The organism is Frankia sp. Cppng1_Ct_nod, from assembly GCF_920656135.1.
Lineage (GTDB): Bacteria > Actinomycetota > Actinomycetes > Frankiales > Frankiaceae > Protofrankia > Protofrankia meridionalis.
In genome coordinates, this window is the sequence record NZ_CAKKTK010000084.1 from 1 (window position 1) to 19,613 (window position 19,613).

Genomic DNA, 19,613 nt, shown 5'->3' on the forward strand with positions numbered 1-19,613 from the left:
GGCCTTGACATCGCCAAGGCCATCAGGTGTGTACTCGCTGCGCCGCGTGACATTGTCCACAACCAGGTGTTCAATGTCGGCGACAGTGCGCAGAACTACCAGATCAAGGAGATCGCGAACACTGTCGCGAGCGTGTTCACGGACTGTCAGCTGAGTTTCGGTGACAGCGGTGGTGACAACCGTAGTTACCGGGTCGACTTCGAAAAGATCAGTTCCTGTCTGCCCGGCTTCTCCTGCGACTGGGACGCCGTAGCGGGGGCGCAACAGCTCCACGACGTCTTCTCGCGCATCCGCCTCACGAGCGAGACGTTCACCGGCCGGGGACATACCCGGCTCAAGCAGCTCCAGTATCTGATCGAGACCGGTCAGCTCGACGCCGATCTTTTCTGGACATACTGATGACCGGGACACCCCGATGATCATAAAACCGGTCGGGCCGGCCGGGGTGTTCGTGGTGGATGTGGAGCCGATCACCGACGACCGTGGTCTGTTCGCCCGGACATTTTGCGAACGGGAGTTCACCGCGGCCGGTCTCACGCCGACGGTCGCCCAGTGCAGTGTCGCCTTCAACCACACCGCCGGGACGATCCGCGGGATGCACTGGGCCGACCGGCCCGTGCGCGAGACCAAACTCGTGCGCTGCACCCGCGGAGCCATCCTCGACGTCGTGGTGGACGTCCGTCCCGGGTCCGCAACGTATCTGCGGCACATCGCGGTGGAGCTGACCGCGGACAACCGCAGGGCACTTTTCATCCCGGCCGGTGTGGCACACGGCTATCAGACGCTTCTCGACGCCAGCGAGGCGACATATCAGATGAACGTGCCCTTCGAGCCCGGGCACGACCGGGGTGTGCGTTACGACGACCCACGGTTGGGGATCCGCTGGCCGCTGCCGGTCACCGTCGTATCCGGCAGGGACCGGGCCTGGCCGCTGCTCACCGATCAGCCCGTTGCCGCCGGCTGACTGATTACTCACAGCCTCTTTTCCGGGCGGGGGGAGCGAACAGGCACCTATCATGAAGCACTGACCAGGATTTACCCGGGTTGCTATTCGCCCGGTGGTGACAACTGTCACCCGCGGCAGCCAGCGCGTTGTTGGCGTGGGCATCATGTCCATCCCGCGAATGTCACGACAATCTGGCCGGATATCCGTCCGGTACCTGTAGCCGCGGTGGGACGCGGCAGGCATCCATGAATTTCGATCAGGGCCAGGTGCCGATCAGAATCAGGGAGGGGACCGTATGTCAACCGAGTATGTCGGCCAGTCGCACACCCACGCGGAGGTCACGGCCGCACCGGTCGGGTCCTGCCGCTCCTGTGGTGGGCCGCAGCCGCGTCCGTTCCTGTCCCTCGGGCGTACTCCGATCGCCAACCGGCTGCTGCGTCCGGACGACCTCGCCGAGCACGAGCCCGTCTTCCCCCTCGAGGTCGGGTTCTGCGAGTCGTGCACCCTGGTCCAGCTCACCCATGCCCTGCCGGCGGAGGAAATCTTCGACGCCGACTATCCGTACTTCTCGTCGTTCAGCGACATGCTCTGCCGGCATGCCGAAAAGCATGTGACCGAGCTGATGATCAGTCGTGACCTCGGTCCCGACAGCCTTGTCGTGGAGATCGCGAGCAACGACGGCTACCTGCTGCGGGCGTTTGTCGAGCGGGGGATTCCGGTGCTCGGTATCGAACCGTCGCCGGGCCCCGCGGCCGCGGCCCGAGCCGCGGGTGTGCCGACCCGCGAGGACTTCTTCAACGCCGACCTTGCCCGATCACTGGTGGCCGAGGGGCTGCGCGCGGACGTCATCATCGCGAACAACGTGATGGCACACGTCCCCGACCTGAACAGCTTCGTCGAGGGTATGTCGATCCTGGTCGCCGACGACGGAATCATCACCGTGGAGAATCCGGGGGTCGGGGCACTGCTCGAGCACACCGAGTTCGACACCGTCTACCACGAGCACTTCTGTTACTTCTCCACCATTGCTGTGGACGCCCTGATGCGTCGCCATGGCCTGCACCTCGCCGGGGTCGAGGAGTTTCCCGAGCTTCAGGGTGGCACCCTGCGCTGGAACCTGCAGCACGCCGCGGTCGACTCGCCGCAGGTCCGGGAGCGGCTTGACCGTGAGCGAGCCGCGGGTCTTGACACCTTCGACCGCTACGCGAGTTTCGGTGACGACGTGCGTGAGCTGCAGGCCGAACTGGTGACCCTGCTGCGTGAGCTGCGGGAGCACGGGCGGACGGTGGCTGCCTACGGTGCCGCGGCGAAGGGCGCGACGCTGTTGAACTCCAGCGGCATCACCACCGACCTCGTGCAGTACGTGGTCGACCGCAACGTACACAAGCAGGGCAAGTACATCCCGGGTGCGCGCACGCCCATCCTCGACCCCGCTGTCCTGGCGCAACGCCAGCCGGACTACCTGCTTCTTCTCGCCTGGAACGTCAGAGAGGAGATCATGGCCCAGCAGTCCACGTTCGCCCGGCGCGGCGGCAAGTTCATCGTGCCGGTTCCCCGACCGGTCGTGTGCGCAGGCCCGCTGATGGCGTGACCGGCCGTGGCGAGCGGCGGGCCGGTGCCGCGTCCAGCAGGTCCAAGGCCAGCTGGACCCTTGTCGACCAGGTTGTCTCCAGCGGTACCAACGCGGTCATCTCGTTCATGGTGGCCAGGGCTGTATCGGCTGACGAGTTCGGCGCGTTCGCGATTGCATTCACGCTCTTCGCCCTGACCGTGGGTTTCTCCCGAGCCGCCGCCACGTCGCCGATGGGTATGAAGTTCTCCGGCGCCGCCCCACGGGCCTTCCGGTCGGCCGGCGCTGCGGCCACCGGCACCGCCATGGTGCTCGGCCTCACAGCAGGTGGGTGCCTGGTCCTGCTCGGCACAGCCCTGGGCGGTACCGTGGGTGATCCAATGGTTGCAATGGGCGTGGTCATGCCCGGTCTGCTGCTGCAGGACGCGTGGCGGTACGTGTTCTTCGCCGAGGGGTTTCCCGCGAAGGCCGCCGTGAACGACGCGCTCTGGGCCGTGATCCAACTTGGTGGCGTGTTCCTCCTGCTTGACCGTGATGTCCGGACAGCCGCGCCGTTCGTGATCGCCTGGGGTGGGGCGGCGGCCGTGGCCGCCCTGTTCGGCATCGCCCAGTCCGGTTTCCGGCCGGCCCCGGGAAGGGCCCGTGAGTGGATCGAGGAGCATCGGGAGGCGGCCGGCTACATGAGTGCCGAGTACGTCGCAGTCCAAGGTGCCCAGCAGGGATCGATGCTGCTCATCGGCATGCTCGGCACCGAGGCGGCGGTCGGTGCGCTGCGCGGCGTCCAGACCCTGCTCGGCCCCGCCACCATCCTCGCGGTCGGGGTCGTCGGTTTCGCGATCCCCGAGTTCTCCCGCCGCGGGGATATGTCCGCCCATGCCCGCATCCGGACCGCGGCGGTGCTTTCATCCCTGATCGTCGGCGCCGGGGTACTGTGGGGCGCCTTCTTCCTCATCCTCCCCGACAGTGTCGGTGTCGCCCTGCTCGGTGACACTTGGGCGCAGACCCGTGGCATTCTCGGGCTGACGATCGTCCAGCAGGCGGGTGCGGCGGCCACGGTTGGCCCCGCCTGCATGTTGTACGCTCTCGGCCAGGCAAGGCGGACCTTTCGCGCCCACTCCACACTGGCGCCCGCTCTGCTTGTCTTCCCGATCATCGGCCTGCAGCTCGCGGGCATCCGTGGAACCGTGACGGGGTACATCGTCGCGTTCTGGATGACGGTGCCGTTGTGGTTCCTGTTGCTGCGTCGTGCCGCGTATGACGCGGAGAGGAACCACGTCCCCGAAGATCTGAAAATGGTGGGTTCCGAGGTGGTCATGCGGTGAAGTTGCACGTCGTCCACCGATCCGTCGGCAGCGAGAACCGCAAGGACCGACCAGCCTTCTACAGCAAGTCCCTGGCTCTGGCATCGCTGTTACGCGCTGTGGACAACCTCGACATCGAGGCCGAACTCGTCTTTGTCAACGACGGCGAGGTGCCCGCGGACCGCCTCGAGATGATGGAGAAAGCCGGCGAGGTCCTCACCGTCCGCTGTGGCAGCAACCGGTCGTCGTACCGCCGGGTTCTCCGACTGCCCCGGGACCGACGCTGGTCGCCCGCGGATCTCGTGTGGTTCTCCGAGGACGACTATCTGTACACCGCGGCAAGCCTGCGTCACCTGATCCTGGCCGCGGACGAGCTGGATCATGCCGACTACTTCACGCTTTACAGCATGCTGCGTTTCGACCGGGCGGCCACCCGGCGCTCGCCGTTGATCGGCCCGCGTGCGCGGGCCGACGGCGATCCCGAGGCGGTGCGCCTGGATACGGTGCGCTGGTACCGGGCGGTGAGTTCCACCAGCACCTTCGGCGCGCGCGTCCGGGTTCTGCTCGCGGACGAGTGGCTGCTACGCACGGCACCGTTCGTCGGTGGTGCCTGGGACCACGCCAGCTGTCTGGCCTACCAGGGCTATCGGCCGTTCTCCCTGCGGGAGATCGCCGGACAGGCCCGGCAACCGGGGCTGTCGGGGCTGTCGAGGGCGGCGGCCCGGCGGATCGCGCTCGTCGGTGCGCGCACCGCTGCCAACGCCGTCGCGCTGGCACGGCCCGAGAGCGCGCGGCGAACCCTGGTGGCACCTGATCCGGATCTTGTCACTCACATGGAGGAGGGTCTCCTCGCGCCGGGCACCGACTGGGCCGCTCTGGCCACCGCTCTGGCCACCGGAGCGGATGCCACCGGGATCGGGTGGGACGGATGAATCCGTCCGTGCGTCCGTATTGCCGGATTGGTGCTGCTCGGTTGCGACCGTACGCAACCGGCTATGCTCCTGATTCGGTTCTGTCGGCTTGAGATATGTTATGCGGCCGTTGCGCCGCGGACTTCCTGGGAGGGGCGCGATGTTTCCGCAGCACGGGTCGCGCAAGGATGCCCGAGCCCTTCGTTTCCTGATGACCTCTCATGGGTCGAGCGGAGAGTTCCGGTGAGCCCGGCTGCCCAGCCGTCCCCCGACCGGAGTGTTCCAGGAGTGTCGCTGCTGCGGGTTCTGGGGCGTCGGTGGCTGGCGATCGTCATCACGGTCATTGTCGGCCTGGCAATCGGACTCATCCTCGCCAAACGCCAGACCCCCCAGTTCGAGGCCACCGCCCGGGTGTTCCTCAGCACCTCTGACACGGCGCTCGGTGGCGGCTCGGTCGATGCCACCCGGGTCGTCCAGACCCAGGCACAGTTCGCAGACTCCACCGCGGCCCTGGATCTGATCGCCAAACAGCTCGACGTGCCGCGCAGCTACGTGGCTCAGCGGTTGAAGGTCACTCCGTCCGACGAGGGTTACTTCTTCACGATCCTGGGCCGGGACAGTACCGAGGTGAAGTCGGTGCAGCTGGTCCAGAGCACCGAGGCCGCCTACCAGCAGCTTCTGTCCCAGTACGGGGCGGACAACAGCGGAACCGCCGAGCGTCTGACCAGGCTGCGCGACACGACCGCCCAGAATCTCCAGCGGCTGCAGGCCCAGGTCGCCGCATCCCCCCGGACCGAGGACCCGGCGCTCGCCAGCCAGATCAGCAACCTCAACGCGCAGATCGCCGACCTGAACCGGCGAATCCCCGAGGCTCAGGTGAACGCCGCGCTGAGCGCCGGTTCGGTAACCCTCGCGGAGGCTCCGCGCTCGGACGGCCAGGTCGGGCCGCACCTGTTCCGCAACGCGCTCGTCGGCGCGCTGGTCGGGTTCTTCCTGGCCGCGGCCGGGGTGTGGTGCATGTATCTGCGCCGGCCGACAGTTCTGGACGGGCGTGCCGCGGCCAACACCCTGAATGCTCCGCTGATCGCGAAGGTTCCCGGTGGACGGGGCATCGACCTGCCGACCGAGACCCTTGTCTCCGCCATGGCCGCGGTGTTGTCGCCAACCGTGAAGGTCGTGGCCCTCGCCCCGGCCGCCCCGGGCGATCTCGGCAGGGACCTGGTGGTGGCCGTGGCCGCCAACTGGTCGGACGATCAGGGGGTCGTCCTGATCCTGGATGCATCCCCGCAGCCGGACGTCCGTGCGGCGGTGGAACAGCTGCCCCGGCCCGTCTCCGGTGAGCTGCCTCGATGGGCACACGAACCGACCTGTCTCGCGCGTTCGTCGGGAACCGGGCGTGGACATCTGCTGTACAACCGGGTCGCGCCGGCCCGGGCGGCCCGGCCCGGTGGTCTCGCGCCCATCCTCGCAGACCGGGCTCCCGTGGTCGACCTCGTGATCCTGTTGACTCCGGCGCTCAGCGAGCTCCCGATGACGGCGGCGTCCGCCATGCAGTCGGACGCCATCATCGTTGTCGCGTCCGGTGAAACCCCGATCAGGGAGTTGGCGGAGGTCCCGCGGGACTGGCCGGTGCTGTGCGAGCGGATTGTGGGCGTGGTGTACGACGGGCGTCCGCCCATCCGCCGCTCCGCAGCGGGTGGGCCCGGCACCGGTGCTGGCGCCGGCGGTGCTGTCGCTCCGACGTCCGGGCCGGTCCTGGCCGCCACACGCGACCGGGACGCCGAAACGCAGACCACGGACCGCTACGTCCGTCCCACCGGCAGGCACTGACGGGCTTGCCGGGGCGGTGAACCCGCCACCCGGCGGTCGTCACGGTCGTGCAGGCCGTTCGCGTCCCTGGAGTACCAGGTGAGCAGCAGCAGTCCCAGGTAGACGACGACAGGGTTCAGCAGGCTGCTGGACAACACCGTGTAGAAGACCAGCATCGCTCCGGACAGGACGAATGACGGGGAGCCGCGGACAAAGGCCGGCCCGACGAGGAACAGGAAGCACCCGCCGCCGACCAGCCCGTACTCAAGGACGAGTTTGGGCAGCATGGCGTAGTTCAACGGCTTGCCGGTGCCGTGCCGGAACCGCTGCGCGTCCCGGTCGGACCAGCCAGGGCCGGCGCCGAAGAGGACGGTCGTCGGGTCGCCGCCGAGGCGGTCGAAGGTCCGTGTGTAGGGCTCGACAAAGCGCAGGCTGCCGCTGGAACCGTGTGCGGACGCCTCGGTCGCGCGCGCGGTGAAGATGCCTGCGGCCGGGGTGAAGCTCACGACGGTGACCACCAGGGCGATGCCGGCCAGCGCCGTGACCGCGAAGCGGAGTCCCTTGTGGACGGCGAGCAGTAACAGAGCCGCGCCGAGCAGGACCACGCCCGTACCCGACACCGTGACGAGGACCGCGACCACCAGCAGCAGCAGTCGCCACCATGCGGCGTCGCGCAGCATCGACACGACCAGGCCGACAGCGAGGAACTGTGAGCAGAAGGACGGCTCCAGGCAGACGAAGCCGTTCGCCTTGTACAGGGCGGAGCCGTACCGCACCGGATATGAGGTGTTGAAGTTGCGCATGAGCAGGTTGTGCGGGACGACGTCGGCGAGGAGGTCGCTGTAGCGCCATCCGACGAGCTGAAGGCCGAACTGCGCCACGCCGAGTCCGGCCAGCGCGACCGTCATGAGCGAGAACCGGTCGAGGATCCGTGGAAGCAGGGCCGAGGACGTCGCCGCGTGCAGCCCGAAGCAGAACGGCGCGTAGGTCACCACCAGCAGCAGCAGCGAGGTCAGTGAGTTGTCGGGGAGGTCCCGGCTGAACGCGACCAGTGCCGAGCCGGTGCAGGCCGCCATGGCGACCAGGTAGGCCCTGGTGCGACCGACGTTGACCTCAAGGCCGCGGTGCAGCAGCAGTACCGCTGTGCCGAGCAGGACCACCGGCAGCATGACGGGTACCTGTGCGGCGCCCACCGGTACAGCCAGTCGTTGGAGGAACACCTCGCCGAAAAGCAGAAGTGTCAGCACCCGCAGGGCCTGACGGTCGGCCGCGGTGACGGTCGCGGTGTCGTCCGGCTCGGAGATCACCCAGGTTCGTGGGATGCGCATCGTCAGAGCTGTCGTCAATGGTCACCGCCTGCTGTGGAGGTGCATGGTCCTGTACCCGCCGACGGCATGCGGCGGGCGGCCGGTTCATCGCAGGTTGTCCCGCGAACCCTCGTCGTCCTCATCCGGGCAGGTCAGTAGCCCGACGCCGGCGAGGGCGTCCGCGGCACCCGCGACCGTGTCGAACGGCAGATCCGCACGTTCGGCGATGTCGAACAGGCTGTGTGCGCCGTCGGCGAGGTTGAGCACCCACAGCAGTCCCATCTCGACGGCCCGGCGGTCCATGGTGGCGCCGATCGAGCGGTACAGACCGCGCCGTCCGAGCTGTGGCTCCCCGAACGGGGAGGTGTTCGTCCAGGTCCGGTCCTGTTCGCAGATCTCGATCATGCGTAGCAGGATCCCGAAGGAGTCCCCGAGGTTTCCCGCCGTCACGAAGTCCAGGTTGTCGGCGGACGTGTGGTACTCGGGGTACTCGCCGTGCTGGCTGCGGCCGAACCGGCCGACCGGCAGGTCGTAGCCGGGGGAGCAGAACTGGCGCTCGTCATACCCGTACGGCGAGAAATCCACGACGTGGTGTGGCCGACCGGTTTCGATCAGTGCTGTCACCGCGGCCCGGTCGATGTCGGCGTCACCGCGCCGGCTGCGTTTGTAGGTCGGCTGTCCGCGGTCGCCGAGTCCGGTCAGCACAAGGCCGTGCCGGACGCGGCCGACGGTGTCGCCATGGCGGGCGAGCCACGTGATGGAGCCGATCGTTCCGGGGATGAACAGGAACCGGTAGGTGAACCGTCGTCGCCGCTGCGCGAGCGTCCGGGCGAGCAGTATGGCGGTCGCCATGCCCGAGGCGTTGTCGTTCGCCATTCCCGGATGGCAGATGTGGGTACTGACCAGGAACTCCCGTGAACTCACGCCGGGCAGGACGATCTCGGCATACGTCAATGACCCGTCGGTGAGGCTGGTGTCGATGTACACCTCGTACTCCCCGTCGCCGAACTTCCCGGCGGCCAGCTCGCCGAGTTGCCGGTCGGAAAGGCAGAAGCCCCAGGTCTCGGTGTAGTAGGAGGTCCGGTACGGCACCCAGTCGGGCCGGTCCGGCATCGTGTGCAGGTGCGGTCGAAGGCCGCGCAGGGACAGCCGGGTATGGGTCGGCATGCTGTAGCCCAGCAGGTGCAGCGGATTGTCCGCGATGTCGAGAACGCGGCGGCCGTCCGGGCCGGCCAACCAGGCCGCCCGCACATTCCACTCCTTCGGCACCGTCCAGTCGAGCACCGGTGTGCCGGTGGCGACCTCGTCCAGGGCGAAGGGGATGTCCGGCCCCAGTGCGTCACGGACCGCAGCCAGCGTCCGGCGGACCCCGTCACCGGTGATGCTGCGCATCGGTGGGGTGAGCTCGGCGGTGAGCTCGTACAGCCACTTTCCGGCGTCCGGTGTTCCGTTGTTCATCGTCTCCGGCACTAGTCCGCCCAGACGTGCCAGGGCGCGGTGCCCGCGTCCCAGAGCTGGTTGAGATCCGTCCAGTCCCGGAAGGTGTCCATTCCCATCCAGAACCCCTCATGCGGGTGCAGGGTGAGCTGGCCGTCGCGCGCCAGCTGCTGAAGCGGATGACGTTCGAGGAGCAGCGCGGGATCGTCGTCGAGGTACTTGTCGATGAACTCCCGTTCGAAGACGAAGTACCCGCCGCTGACCCAGCCGGATGTGGGTGGCTTCTCCGCGAACCGCTTCACGTGGTCGCCGTCGGTCGCGAGTTCGCCGTAGCGGCTGGATGGCCGGACGCCGGTGACCGTACCGATCCGGCCGGCCCGCTTGTGGTCGGCGAGCACCGACCCGATATCGATCGTACCGACACCGTCACCATAGGTGACCATGAACCTCGGTCCGGACAGATAGTCGCTCACCCGGGCCAACCGTGCTCCGGTACCGGTGAGCAGTCCTGTCTCGGCGAAGGTGACTTCCCAGTCCTCGTTACCGGCTGTGTTGTGGAAATTCGGTTGATGATCGTCGGTAAGGTGAAGGGTGAAGTCCGCCACCTGTTCGCGGTAGTTGAGAAAATAGCTCTTGATGGAGTCGCTCTTGTATCCAAGGCACAGGATGAAACGCCTGAATCCATAGTGGCCGTAGGTCTTCATGATATGCCAGAGAATCGGCTTGCCGCCGATGTCGACCAGGGGCTTGGGGAGTTTCTCGCTTGCTTCGCGCAGCCGGGTTCCCATACCGCCGCACAGGATGACGACCGGGATGTCCGGCGGGCACGGAACTATGACCTCCTGAGCCTGCTCCATGGCGGCCGGTGAATTTTTGAACGCCACTTCACTCCATTTCTCCCGTGATTCGGCCCGTTTGGTGGCCCGGGTGGATGAATGCGCCACGGTTCCGCTCCGTGGCAAGCCAGTTTCGCGAGCGAAGCTCTCCCGGAGCCCGGCCCGCACCGGTCATGGCTGGTACCCCAGGTGGGGATCAGGTGGGACACCAGGTGTCCGTCCACGTGTGACGCACGCAACGGTACGGTACCGCCCCCGCGACCCGGACCGGTCTCCACCTGCGGAAACGGCGGTCTTCGGGTGGATTTTCCGGGGGCCGAGCATTGCCGGGATGCGCCGGTGCTCTCGGTTTCAACCAGGATGTGCGTACTCTGCCGCATCCTTTTCGTTACAGTTCACGAAGAAATCGATGGTCGTATTAATTTTGTGTTAACCGTCCTGGGACTGTTCGCGGGGGTGAACGGGTGCGGCAGCGTGGTCTCGGCCGGATCGGCGTCTCGCGTCGAGGTCGACCGCTGTTGCGCGCCGGCCGGGCGAAGCGGCGTGTTCCGCCTGCCATCATGGTCATCTTCGTGGTGGTCCTCGCGGTGACCGCCTGGGAGTCGACCCCGGCCGGCTCGAAGCGCGCGACGAACACCGTGTCCGGGGGCCTCAGCCCGGTCGCTCCGGTCGCTCCGGTCGCTCCGGTCGCTCCGGTCGCTCCGGTCGCTCCGGTCGCTCCGGTCGCTCCGGGGTCGGCAAAGGCCGACCCGGCGCCGGGGACCGGGACGGCGGCGCCGGGCGCGCCATCCTCGGCGGTGCCCGTGGTATCGGTCCCGCGGGTCGCTCCGGCCATTCACTCCGGCCGGTTCGCGAGTGGTGTGGCGGCCGGGACGCTCGCCGAGGCGAACGGGTGGGCGGCATTCCGGGGCCGGGCCAACGATGTGATCGTCACCTATACCGACCGCTCGAGCTGGCAGACGATCACCCATCCGTGGATGGGGACCGACCGCAGCCACTTCGCCGGCTTTCCGGGCACCTGGGTGATCAGCCAGCCGCTGTTCCCGCAGTCCGGGCCGGAAACGGGCAATCTCACGGACTGTGCCGCGGGTGCGTACGACGACCATTGGCGCGACTTCGGTCGCTGGCTCGTCGCCCGCGGACGGGGTAGCTCGTTCATCCGGTTGGGATGGGGCTTCAACGGCGCGCGGTTCCCGTGGGCCGCGTTCGATCCGCCGTCGTGGATCAGATGCTTTCGTGGCGTCGCATCCGCGATCCGCCGGACGGCTCCCCAGGCCCGCATCGACTGGAACTTCGACGCCCACGGTTCCATCGCTGTGGGTAGCGCCTTCGACCTGTATCCCGGTGACGCCTACGTCGATGTCATCGGCGTGGACGCCTACGACCAGGGCCCGCCGAGTCCCGATCCGGCATCGTTCGACACGCAGTGCAACGGTACCGACGGGTTGTGTCAGGCGATCGCCTTCGCCCGGTTGCACGACAAGCTGTTCTCGGTCCCGGAATGGGGCGTAGCCGCCCGGGACGGTTCCAGGGCCGGGCCGTCCGGTGCGGCGGGGGGCGACAACCCGGTGTTCGTCGCCAAGATGCGCGAGGTGTTCATCGCGAATGCGGACGTACTTGCCTACGAGGCCTATTCCAACGACGACCGGCCCGGCGACGTCCGGTCCGCCCTGATCAATCCGTCGGTCAACCCCATGGCCGCACGCGAGTACCAGCAGCTCTGGTCGAGTTGAGCCGAGTTGAACCGAGCCGAGTTGACCGGTGGGCCGTCCGGGTAGGTGGGTCGGTGGCGGGGGCCTGGCGTGTGCTGCGGGCAGCACCTTCGGGGTGGCCGAACCCCCGGCGGGTAAGGTGGGCATAACGCCTCGCGTGCCGGCGCCTGAGAGCTGTTCTGTGGGGACTCCTCCGGTAGACGGGGAGCGACCGGGTTCGCGACGTCATGTCCGTCTGTAGTTTGCGCCGTTCTCCGAGAGGCTCGGGACGTTTCTATGACCCTCGCCCCGCTGTTGGACGCACTCACCACCAGCCCGGGAGCTGATCCGGCGCTGGCCCGCGCGGTCGCCTCGGTCGGTGAGCTCCGGCTCGACCTGTCGGCGCCGACGGCCCTGCGTCCGCTTGCCGCCGCGGCGATCGCGGTCCGGGCCGGGCGCACGGTGCTGGCCGTCACCGCGACTGGACGGGAGGCGGATGACCTTGCCGCCGCGCTGTCGAGCCTGATCGATCCGGCCACGGTCGCGGTGTTCCCGAGCTGGGAGACCCTGCCGCACGAACGGCTGTCCCCGCGCGCCGACACGGTTGGCCTGCGTCTCGCCGTGCTGCGGCGGCTCGCCCACCCCGACAGCACCGGCCAGCCACCGCTGTCGGTGGTGGTCGCACCGGTGCGGGCGGTGCTCCAGCCGCAGGTCGCCGGTCTCGGCGACCTGGAACCGGTCAGCCTGCGGGTCGGTGACACCGCTGATCTCGGCGAGGTCGTGGAAAGGCTGGTGGGTGTCGCCTACCACCGGGTCGACCTGGTGGAGCGGCGTGGCGAGATCGCCGTCCGTGGCGGCATCCTCGACGTCTTCCCACCCACTGAGGAACACCCGCTGCGGGTTGAGTTCTTCGGCGACGAGGTCGAGGACATCCGGCCGTTCTCGGTCGCGGACCAGCGGGCGTTGACCGAACCCGGCGGTGCCGACGGATCTGGCGAGGGCGCTGACGGCGCCGGTCACCGCCTGTTCGCGCCGCCGTGCCGGGAACTGCTGCTCACCGCGGAGGTCCGGACCCGGGCCCGTGAGCTGGCGCAGAAGCATCCCGAGATCCTCGACATGCTCGACAAGATCGCGGATGGCACTCCCGTGGACGGCATGGAGGCCCTCGCCCCGGTGCTGTCCGACGAGATGGTGCTGATGCTCGACGAGTTGCCGGCCGGTACGCATGTACTGGTCTGCGACCCGGAGCGGGTCCGGGCCCGCGCCGCCGAACTGGTCCGCACCAGCCAGGAGTTCCTGGAGGCGTCGTGGAGCACGGCCGCGTTGGGTGGCAGTGCCCCGATCGACCTCGGCGCCGCTGCCTACCGCTCGATCGCGCAGGTCCGGGAGCGTGCCGCCGAGATCGGCCTGCCATGGTGGACGGTCGGTCCGTTCAGCGCCGGCACCGCCGCGGGTACCGACTCCGCCGACGGCGGCCGGGTGGACGGCGTGGCCGGTGAGGAGGACCTCGACGAGAACTCGGTGGTCTCCGGTCTGCGTCCGGCCCCTGCCTACCACGGGGACACCGCGCGGGCTCTCGGGGATATCAAGGGCTGGCTGGCCGATTCCTGGCGGGTCCTGCTGGTCACGGAAGGTCATGGGCCGGCGCAGCGACTGGTCGAACTGCTGCGGGATGCGGACCTGGGCGCCCGCCTTGTGGATGACGCAGACCTTGCCCGCGGTGTCGTCACGGTCACCTGCGGCCAGCTCGGGACGGGTTTCACCAGCGACCTGCTGGGGATCGCGGTCCTGACCGAGACCGATCTCGCCGGCCAGCGCGGCGTCACCACCCGGGACATGCGCGGGATGCCGCACCGGCGCAGAAAGGGCATCGACCCGCTGGCGTTGCGTCCCGGTGACCTGGTCGTCCACGAAGCACACGGGGTCGGCCGTTACATCGAGATGGTCACCCGTACCGTTGCCGGCGCCACCCGGGAGTATCTCGTCCTGGAGTACGCCCGGGGTGATCGCCTCTACGTCCCGACCGACCAGCTCGAGCAGGTAACCCGGTATGTCGGTGGTGAAGGGCCGAGCCTCGACCGGATCGGCGGCGCCGACTGGGCGAAGCGCAAGGGCCGGGCCCGCAAGGCCGTCAAGGAGATCGCCGGCGAGCTGATCCGCCTGTACAGCGCGCGGATGGCCGCGCCGGGGTATGCCTACGGGCCGGACACCCCGTGGCAGCGCGAGCTGGAGGACGCCTTCCCGTTCCGGGAGACCCCCGACCAGCTCTCGGCCATCGAGGAGGTCAAGGCCGACATGCGCAAGCCCGTCCCCATGGACCGGGTCATCTGCGGGGACGTCGGCTACGGCAAGACCGAGATCGCGGTGCGCGCCGCGTTCAAAGCGGTCCAGGACGGAAAGCAGGTCGCCGTCCTGGTACCGACGACCCTGCTCGTCCAGCAGCATCTGCAGACGTTCTCCGAACGGTACGCGGCGTTCCCCGTGACCGTGAAGGCGATGTCGCGGTTCAATTCCGCGTCCGAGCAGAAGGCCGTGCTGGACGGGCTTGCCGGCGGCGCCGTCGACGTGGTGATCGGAACACACCGGCTGTTGTCGTCCGCGTCGGCCTTCAAGGATCTCGGACTGGTCATCGTCGACGAGGAGCAACGGTTCGGCGTCGAACACAAGGAATACCTCAAGAAGATGCGGACCGCGGTGGATGTGCTCACGATGAGCGCCACCCCGATCCCGCGGACGCTGGAAATGTCGATTACCGGCATCCGGGAGCTGTCGACCATCGACACCCCGCCGGAGGAACGGCACCCCGTGCTGACCTTCGTCGGCCCGAGCGACAATCGGCAGGTCACCGCCGCGATCCGCCGTGAACTGCTGCGGGAGGGCCAGGTCTTCTTCATCCACAATCGGGTCGAGTCGATCGACAGGGCTGCGGCGCGGTTGCGTGAACTTATTCCCGAGGCGCGCATCGCCACCGCCCACGGCCAGATGGGTGAGGACGCCCTCGAGCAGGTAATGGTGGCGTTCTGGGAAAAGCAGTTCGACATCCTCGTGTGCACCACGATCGTCGAGTCCGGGCTGGACATCTCCAATGCCAACACGCTCATCGTGGAACGCGCCGACGTGTTCGGCCTGTCTCAGCTGCACCAGCTCCGTGGACGCGTCGGCCGGGGCCGGGAACGCGCCTACGCCTATTTTCTGTATCCGCCCGACAAACCGCTCACCGAAACCGCGCATGACCGGCTCGCCACCATCGCTCAACATTCCGATCTCGGTGCCGGAATGGCGGTGGCCATGAAGGACCTGGAAATTCGGGGTGCCGGCAACCTGCTCGGTGGTGAACAGTCCGGGCACATCGCGTCGGTCGGTTTCGACCTGTACGTGCGGATGGTCGGCGAGGCCGTCGCGGACTTCAAGGGAACCGTGGCCGAGGAACCGGCCGAGGTCAAGGTCGAGCTTCCGGTGAACGCGAGCCTGCCGCACGACTACGTCCCCAGCGAGCGGCTGCGTCTGGACGCCTACCGGCGCCTGGCCGGCGCCGCCACCGACGACGACATCGCCGAGGTGCGTGCAGAGCTGCTCGACCGTTTCGGCTCGATGCCGCAACCCGCGGAGAACCTGCTCGCGGTCGCGTCGCTGCGGGTGTTGGCCCGCAGCTACGGAGTCACCGAGATCACCGTGCAGGGACGCCAGATCCGGTTCGCCCCGCTGGAGTTGCGGGAGAGCCAGACCATGCGCCTCCAACGCCTGTACAAGGGGTCCGTGGTGAAGTCCGCGGTGCGCACCATTCTGGTGCCGGCACCGGCGGAGACCCCGCGGATCGGCGCCCGGCCGTTGCGTGACCGTGCGGTACTGGCCTGGGCCGCGGGCCTGCTGGAGGCCGTCGTCGGTGATTCGGTCGGGGCGGCAGCCACCGCCGCGTCCCACTGACCCGTCGTCCCACTGGCCCGTCGTCCCACTGGCCCGTCGTCCCACTGGCCCGTCGTGCGCGGACCGGCTGGACACCGAGGTACCTGCCGTTGCGGGGACTCCATGTACAGGGCGGACGGCGAGCCGATACCGTCACAGCCGTGAAGCCCCGGTCTGCCGTTCGCCGTGTTCTCGCCAGCGTCGCGCTGGTCGTCGTTGCCGCATCCGCCTGCACCACCCATGCGGGTGCCGCCGCGCAGGTCGGCGACGAGACGATCGAGACGTCAACGCTGCGGGGCATTGTCGACCGTGGGGTGGCCGTGGCCCGGACGGCAGCCGCCACAGCCGGTCAGAGCGGGCAGAACGCCGCGCCGGTGGAACGCGGCGAGCTACAACGGCGGACGCTGAGCTCACTGGTCTACCTCGACCTCCTCCAGAAGGAGGCCCGCCAACTGGGGGTGACGGTGACCGGTCAGGACGTCGACGCCTACTACCAGGCGTACGGCGTGCTCCAGTTCGGCAGCGTCGCCGTTTTCGAGCAGCGCGCGGCGCAGGGCGGCACGGCGCGGGAGGACCTGCGGGCGGTCGCCCTGTCCGGAGCACTCGAGTTGGCAATCACCGACCGTCTCACGCCGAACGCCGTAGCGTCTGAAGCCGACGCCCGCGATATCTACGACCGGATCGTCGGACAGGTCGGGAAGATTCCCCTGAGCTATGCCGACGCCCGGCCCTACCTGATCCGGCTGCTGGCCTCGGAGCAGCGCACCCCGGCCCTGCAGACGAAACTCCGCGAGATCTCGCAGCGGGAGACGGTTTCGATCAACCCGAGATTCGGTGGTTGGGACCCGTCCCAGCTTTCAGTGGTTGCCGCGGATGGTTCGGTCGCCACGACTCCGGCCCCGGAGCCCTCGCTCGGCTCGGGACTCTCGACGGCCCAGTGACTTCCGACGGCCCGGTGACTTTCGACGGCCCAGTGACTTCCGACGGCCCGGTGACTTTCGACGGCCCGGTGACTTCCGGCGGCCCGGTGACTTTCGACGGACCTCGGGCGTGACCGTGCGGATCGTTGTTCTGGTGACCAGCCCGCGGGTTGTACCCGGGCTGTTGGACGTGACCGCCTGGGATCTGCTGCGTTCGGCCGCGGTGGTCTGCTGCGGCTCGGACGACCACCCGCAGCGTGGCGCGCTCGTCGCGGCGGGCATCCCGGTCGAGGTGGTGGCAGGCGTGGGTTCGGACGCGCCCGCTGTTGTCGAGGCGCTGCGGCGTCACGCGTCCGCTGACCCGTCCAGGGCTGTTGTGTGGCTCGAGGAGCCTGCCGGTGCGGTGCAACCGGCCGGCGTCGAGTCGGCCGGCGTCGGGGAACTGGGGGACGCGCTTGCGGCCGTGACCGGTCCGGATCTTTCCGTGTTGGTTGTCGAGGGCTCGCGTGACCTGCCCGGCGCGAAACTTCTGGACGCGGTGGCCGTGATGGACCGGCTGCGTTCGCCCGGTGGCTGCCCGTGGGACGCGGAGCAGACCCATTCCTCGCTCGCTCCATATCTGCTGGAGGAGGCGTACGAGGCATATCAGACGATCGAGGACGCCGACCACGCCGAACTGCGCGAGGAACTCGGTGACGTCCTCATGCAGGTGCTGTTCCACGCGCGGATCGCGGCCGAGGGCACCGGCGGGGACGCCTGGGATGTCGACGACGTCGCCGCGGGCCTCACCGAGAAGCTCGTCCGTCGGCATCCGCATGTTTTCGGGTCGGTGACGGTGGACGGCGCCGCCGAGGTCGAGACGAACTGGGACAAGATCAAGGATGTCGAGAAGGGACGCCGGTCGGTCACCGAAGGCGTGCCGCTCTCCCAACCCGCCCTGGCGTTGGCGGCGAAGCTGCAGAAGCGTGCGGGGAAGGTGGGCGTCCCGGCGGATCTTGTGCTCGGTGCCGGTCAGGGGTCTCCCGCGGAAGTCGTCGCGGGGCTGCTGAGGCCGGCGGACAGCCCGCCCGGGGCGGCGGAGAAGACGATCGGTGACCTGCTGTTCGCCGCGGTCGCGCTGGCTGTGCGGGCCGGCGTCGACCCGGAGGTGGCGCTACGGGCGTCCGCCCGGCGTTTCCGGGACACCCTCGCCGCCGCCGAGGAGTCCACCCGCGCTGCCGGTCTGGACCCGCGCGAGGCGGACGCGGGCTCCTGGCGCCTTCACTGGCCGCAGGCCGACGTCCGGCTGGACTGAACCCGAGTTTACCCGGCCCGGTGCGGCCGGTGACCGTTTGCACGTAGCCTCGCTGCATGGCTGGCACTGCGCAGCAGGCACTGGCGGGGGTCCGCAGGGTGTACGCGGCACGATCCACCCCGATTCTCCTCGAGCTCGATCTCACCGTGGACCCGGTCGAAGGCGTCCCCGCCGACCCGGTGGCCGCGGCCATGGCGCGGCGGCGGCCGTCCCTTCGTGCGGTCGTGGACGGGCTGCGCCGGGCCCGTGGCGACGGGCGCGCATCCACTTTGATCGCGCGGATCGCACCCTGCGGGATGCCGCTTGCCCGCGCTCAGGAGATCCGTGACGCGGTCATCGCCTTCCGGGACGCCGGCGGTACCGCCTTCGCCTACTCGGACGCGTTCGGTGAGTTCGGCGGCGGCACCGTCTCCTACTACCTGGCGTCCGCGTTCGAGGAGATCTGGCTGGCGCCGTCCGGGGATCTGGGCCTCACCGGGGTGGCCCTGGAGACCCCGTTCCTACGTGACGCCCTGGACCGGCTCGGGGTCGAGATTCAGGTCGGGCAGCGCCACGAGTACAAGAACGCCGTCAACACCTTCGTCGAACGTGACTTCACCGCGGCGCACCGGGAGGCGAGCGAACGGATCGTCGCGTCCAGCCTGTCAATGATCGTTGGAGGTATCGCCGCCGGACGCGGCCTGACCCCCGAGCGCGTCCGCGAGCTGATCGACAACGCGCCGCTGTCCGGCGAACAGGCACGCCGGGCCGGTCTCGTCGACCGGCTGGGGTACCGCGACGAGGTGTACGCCGCGGCCAGCGCCAAGGCTCGCGAAAACACGTCCGGCGGTGGTCACTGCGGTGATCCCGAAAGCGGTGATGAGCGGGACGGAGTGTCCCTGGTGTACCTCTCCCACTATCGGCGTGCCGCGCTGCGCAAGGAGGGGTCCAGGCTGCGGGTGCCCACGCTGTCGGCAAGGCCGGGTGCGCGGGCGGACCGGCACAAGGCGATCGCGGTCATCCACGGGACCGGGCCGGTCGTGCTCGGCCGCGGCGCGCGCTCCCCGCTGGCCGGTCCGGTCATGGCCTCGGACGCGCTCACCGCCGCCTTCCGGGCCGCGGGTCGTGACGACGAGATCGCCGCGGTCGTGTTCCGGGTCGACAGCCCCGGCGGTTCGTACGTGGCCTCCGACCTGATCCGCCGGGAGGTCGAACGGTTCCAGGCGACCGGGCGCCCGGTGGTGGTGTCGATGGGCTCGGTTGCCGCGTCCGGCGGGTACTTCGTCGCGCTCGGCGCCGATGTGATCGTGGCGAACCCGGGGACCCTCACCGGGTCGATCGGAGTGTTCGGCGGCAAGCAGGTCGTCCGGGAACTGCTGGACAAGGTGGGCGTGCGCTTCGGCGCGGTGGCCGAGGGGGAGAACGCCCTGATGACCTCGCCGCGGCGCGCCTTCAGCCCGTCCGAGCGCAAGAAGCTCGACGAGTTCCTCGACCGGGTCTACGACGACTTCGTCGCCAAGGTCGGCGTGGGCCGGGGGATGTCGCCGGAGGCGGTGCACGAGGTTGCCCGCGGCCGGGTGTGGACGGGCGAGGACGCCCGTGGATGCGGCCTGGTGGACGTCCTCGGCGGGTTCGAACGAGCCTGCGAGCTGGCCTGGGAGAAGGCGGGCCTGCCCGCGTCGGTGGCCCCGCGGCTGCGTGTCCTGCCG

The 19,613-nt window shown here is 68.8% G+C and carries 13 protein-coding genes and 1 pseudogene; 11 read left to right on the forward strand and 3 right to left on the reverse strand.

Features of this window, described 5'->3' with window-relative positions:
- The 6 genes and pseudogenes from NBW77_RS18800 to NBW77_RS18825 form a co-directional block, all read left to right on the forward strand.
- Window positions 1–399: pseudogene (locus NBW77_RS18800) on the forward strand (NAD-dependent dehydratase); the annotation flags it as partial.
- A gap of 16 nt (window positions 400–415) precedes the next feature.
- Window positions 416–964, forward strand: coding sequence for a dTDP-4-dehydrorhamnose 3,5-epimerase family protein (locus tag NBW77_RS18805; protein WP_131745327.1), 549 nt, complete (start codon window positions 416–418; stop codon window positions 962–964).
- Between the two features lie 277 nt (window positions 965–1,241).
- A complete protein-coding gene (locus NBW77_RS18810) occupies window positions 1,242–2,537 on the forward strand; it encodes a class I SAM-dependent methyltransferase (protein ID WP_131745328.1) in 1,296 nt (431 codons plus the stop codon).
- Window positions 2,534–3,838, forward strand: coding sequence for an MATE family efflux transporter (locus NBW77_RS18815; protein WP_131745329.1), 1,305 nt, complete (start codon window positions 2,534–2,536; stop codon window positions 3,836–3,838). The genes NBW77_RS18810 and NBW77_RS18815 overlap by 4 nt, the downstream gene beginning before the upstream one ends.
- Window positions 3,835–4,749: a hypothetical protein gene (locus NBW77_RS18820; RefSeq protein WP_131745330.1), complete on the forward strand. Its 915-nt coding sequence runs from the start codon at window positions 3,835–3,837 to the stop codon at window positions 4,747–4,749. The genes NBW77_RS18815 and NBW77_RS18820 overlap by 4 nt, the downstream gene beginning before the upstream one ends.
- A gap of 222 nt (window positions 4,750–4,971) precedes the next feature.
- A complete protein-coding gene (locus tag NBW77_RS18825; protein ID WP_242605563.1) occupies window positions 4,972–6,558 on the forward strand; it encodes a Wzz/FepE/Etk N-terminal domain-containing protein in 1,587 nt (528 codons plus the stop codon).
- Here the strand turns inward: NBW77_RS18825 and NBW77_RS18830 are convergent.
- From NBW77_RS18830 to NBW77_RS18840, 3 genes are all read right to left on the reverse strand, one after another.
- Window positions 6,531–7,883: a hypothetical protein gene (locus NBW77_RS18830; RefSeq protein ID WP_131745332.1), complete on the reverse strand. Its 1,353-nt coding sequence runs from the start codon at window positions 7,881–7,883 to the stop codon at window positions 6,531–6,533. The genes NBW77_RS18825 and NBW77_RS18830 overlap by 28 nt on opposite strands.
- Window positions 7,884–7,949: 66 nt before the next feature.
- Window positions 7,950–9,302 carry a DUF4910 domain-containing protein gene (locus tag NBW77_RS18835; RefSeq protein WP_131745333.1) on the reverse strand — a complete coding sequence of 451 codons (1,353 nt, stop codon included), beginning with the start codon at window positions 9,300–9,302 and terminating at the stop codon, window positions 7,950–7,952.
- A gap of 11 nt (window positions 9,303–9,313) precedes the next feature.
- Window positions 9,314–10,138 (reverse strand): glucose-1-phosphate cytidylyltransferase, encoded by an 825-nt coding sequence (locus tag NBW77_RS18840; RefSeq protein ID WP_131745393.1) that lies wholly within the window; start codon window positions 10,136–10,138, stop codon window positions 9,314–9,316.
- A 443-nt stretch (window positions 10,139–10,581) separates the two neighbouring features.
- Between NBW77_RS18840 and NBW77_RS18845 the strand changes: the two genes are divergently transcribed.
- From NBW77_RS18845 to sppA, 5 genes are all read left to right on the forward strand, one after another.
- Complete coding sequence (locus NBW77_RS18845; RefSeq protein WP_250280089.1) at window positions 10,582–11,850, forward strand: glycoside hydrolase family 26 protein; 1,269 nt, start codon at window positions 10,582–10,584, stop codon at window positions 11,848–11,850.
- Window positions 11,851–12,105: 255 nt separating this feature from the next.
- On the forward strand, window positions 12,106–15,732 hold the full coding sequence (gene mfd, locus NBW77_RS18850; protein WP_131745334.1) for a transcription-repair coupling factor: 3,627 nt from the start codon (window positions 12,106–12,108) through the stop codon (window positions 15,730–15,732).
- A 140-nt stretch (window positions 15,733–15,872) separates the two neighbouring features.
- Window positions 15,873–16,652, forward strand: coding sequence for a SurA N-terminal domain-containing protein (locus NBW77_RS18855; protein ID WP_131745335.1), 780 nt, complete (start codon window positions 15,873–15,875; stop codon window positions 16,650–16,652).
- Between the two features lie 109 nt (window positions 16,653–16,761).
- The gene (gene mazG / locus NBW77_RS18860; protein ID WP_131745336.1) at window positions 16,762–17,925 is read left to right on the forward strand and encodes a nucleoside triphosphate pyrophosphohydrolase; all 1,164 of its coding nucleotides are present in this window, start codon (window positions 16,762–16,764) and stop codon (window positions 17,923–17,925) included.
- A gap of 56 nt (window positions 17,926–17,981) precedes the next feature.
- A partial coding sequence (gene sppA / locus NBW77_RS18865; protein ID WP_250280090.1) for a signal peptide peptidase SppA occupies window positions 17,982–19,613 on the forward strand: 1,632 nt, incomplete at its 3' end.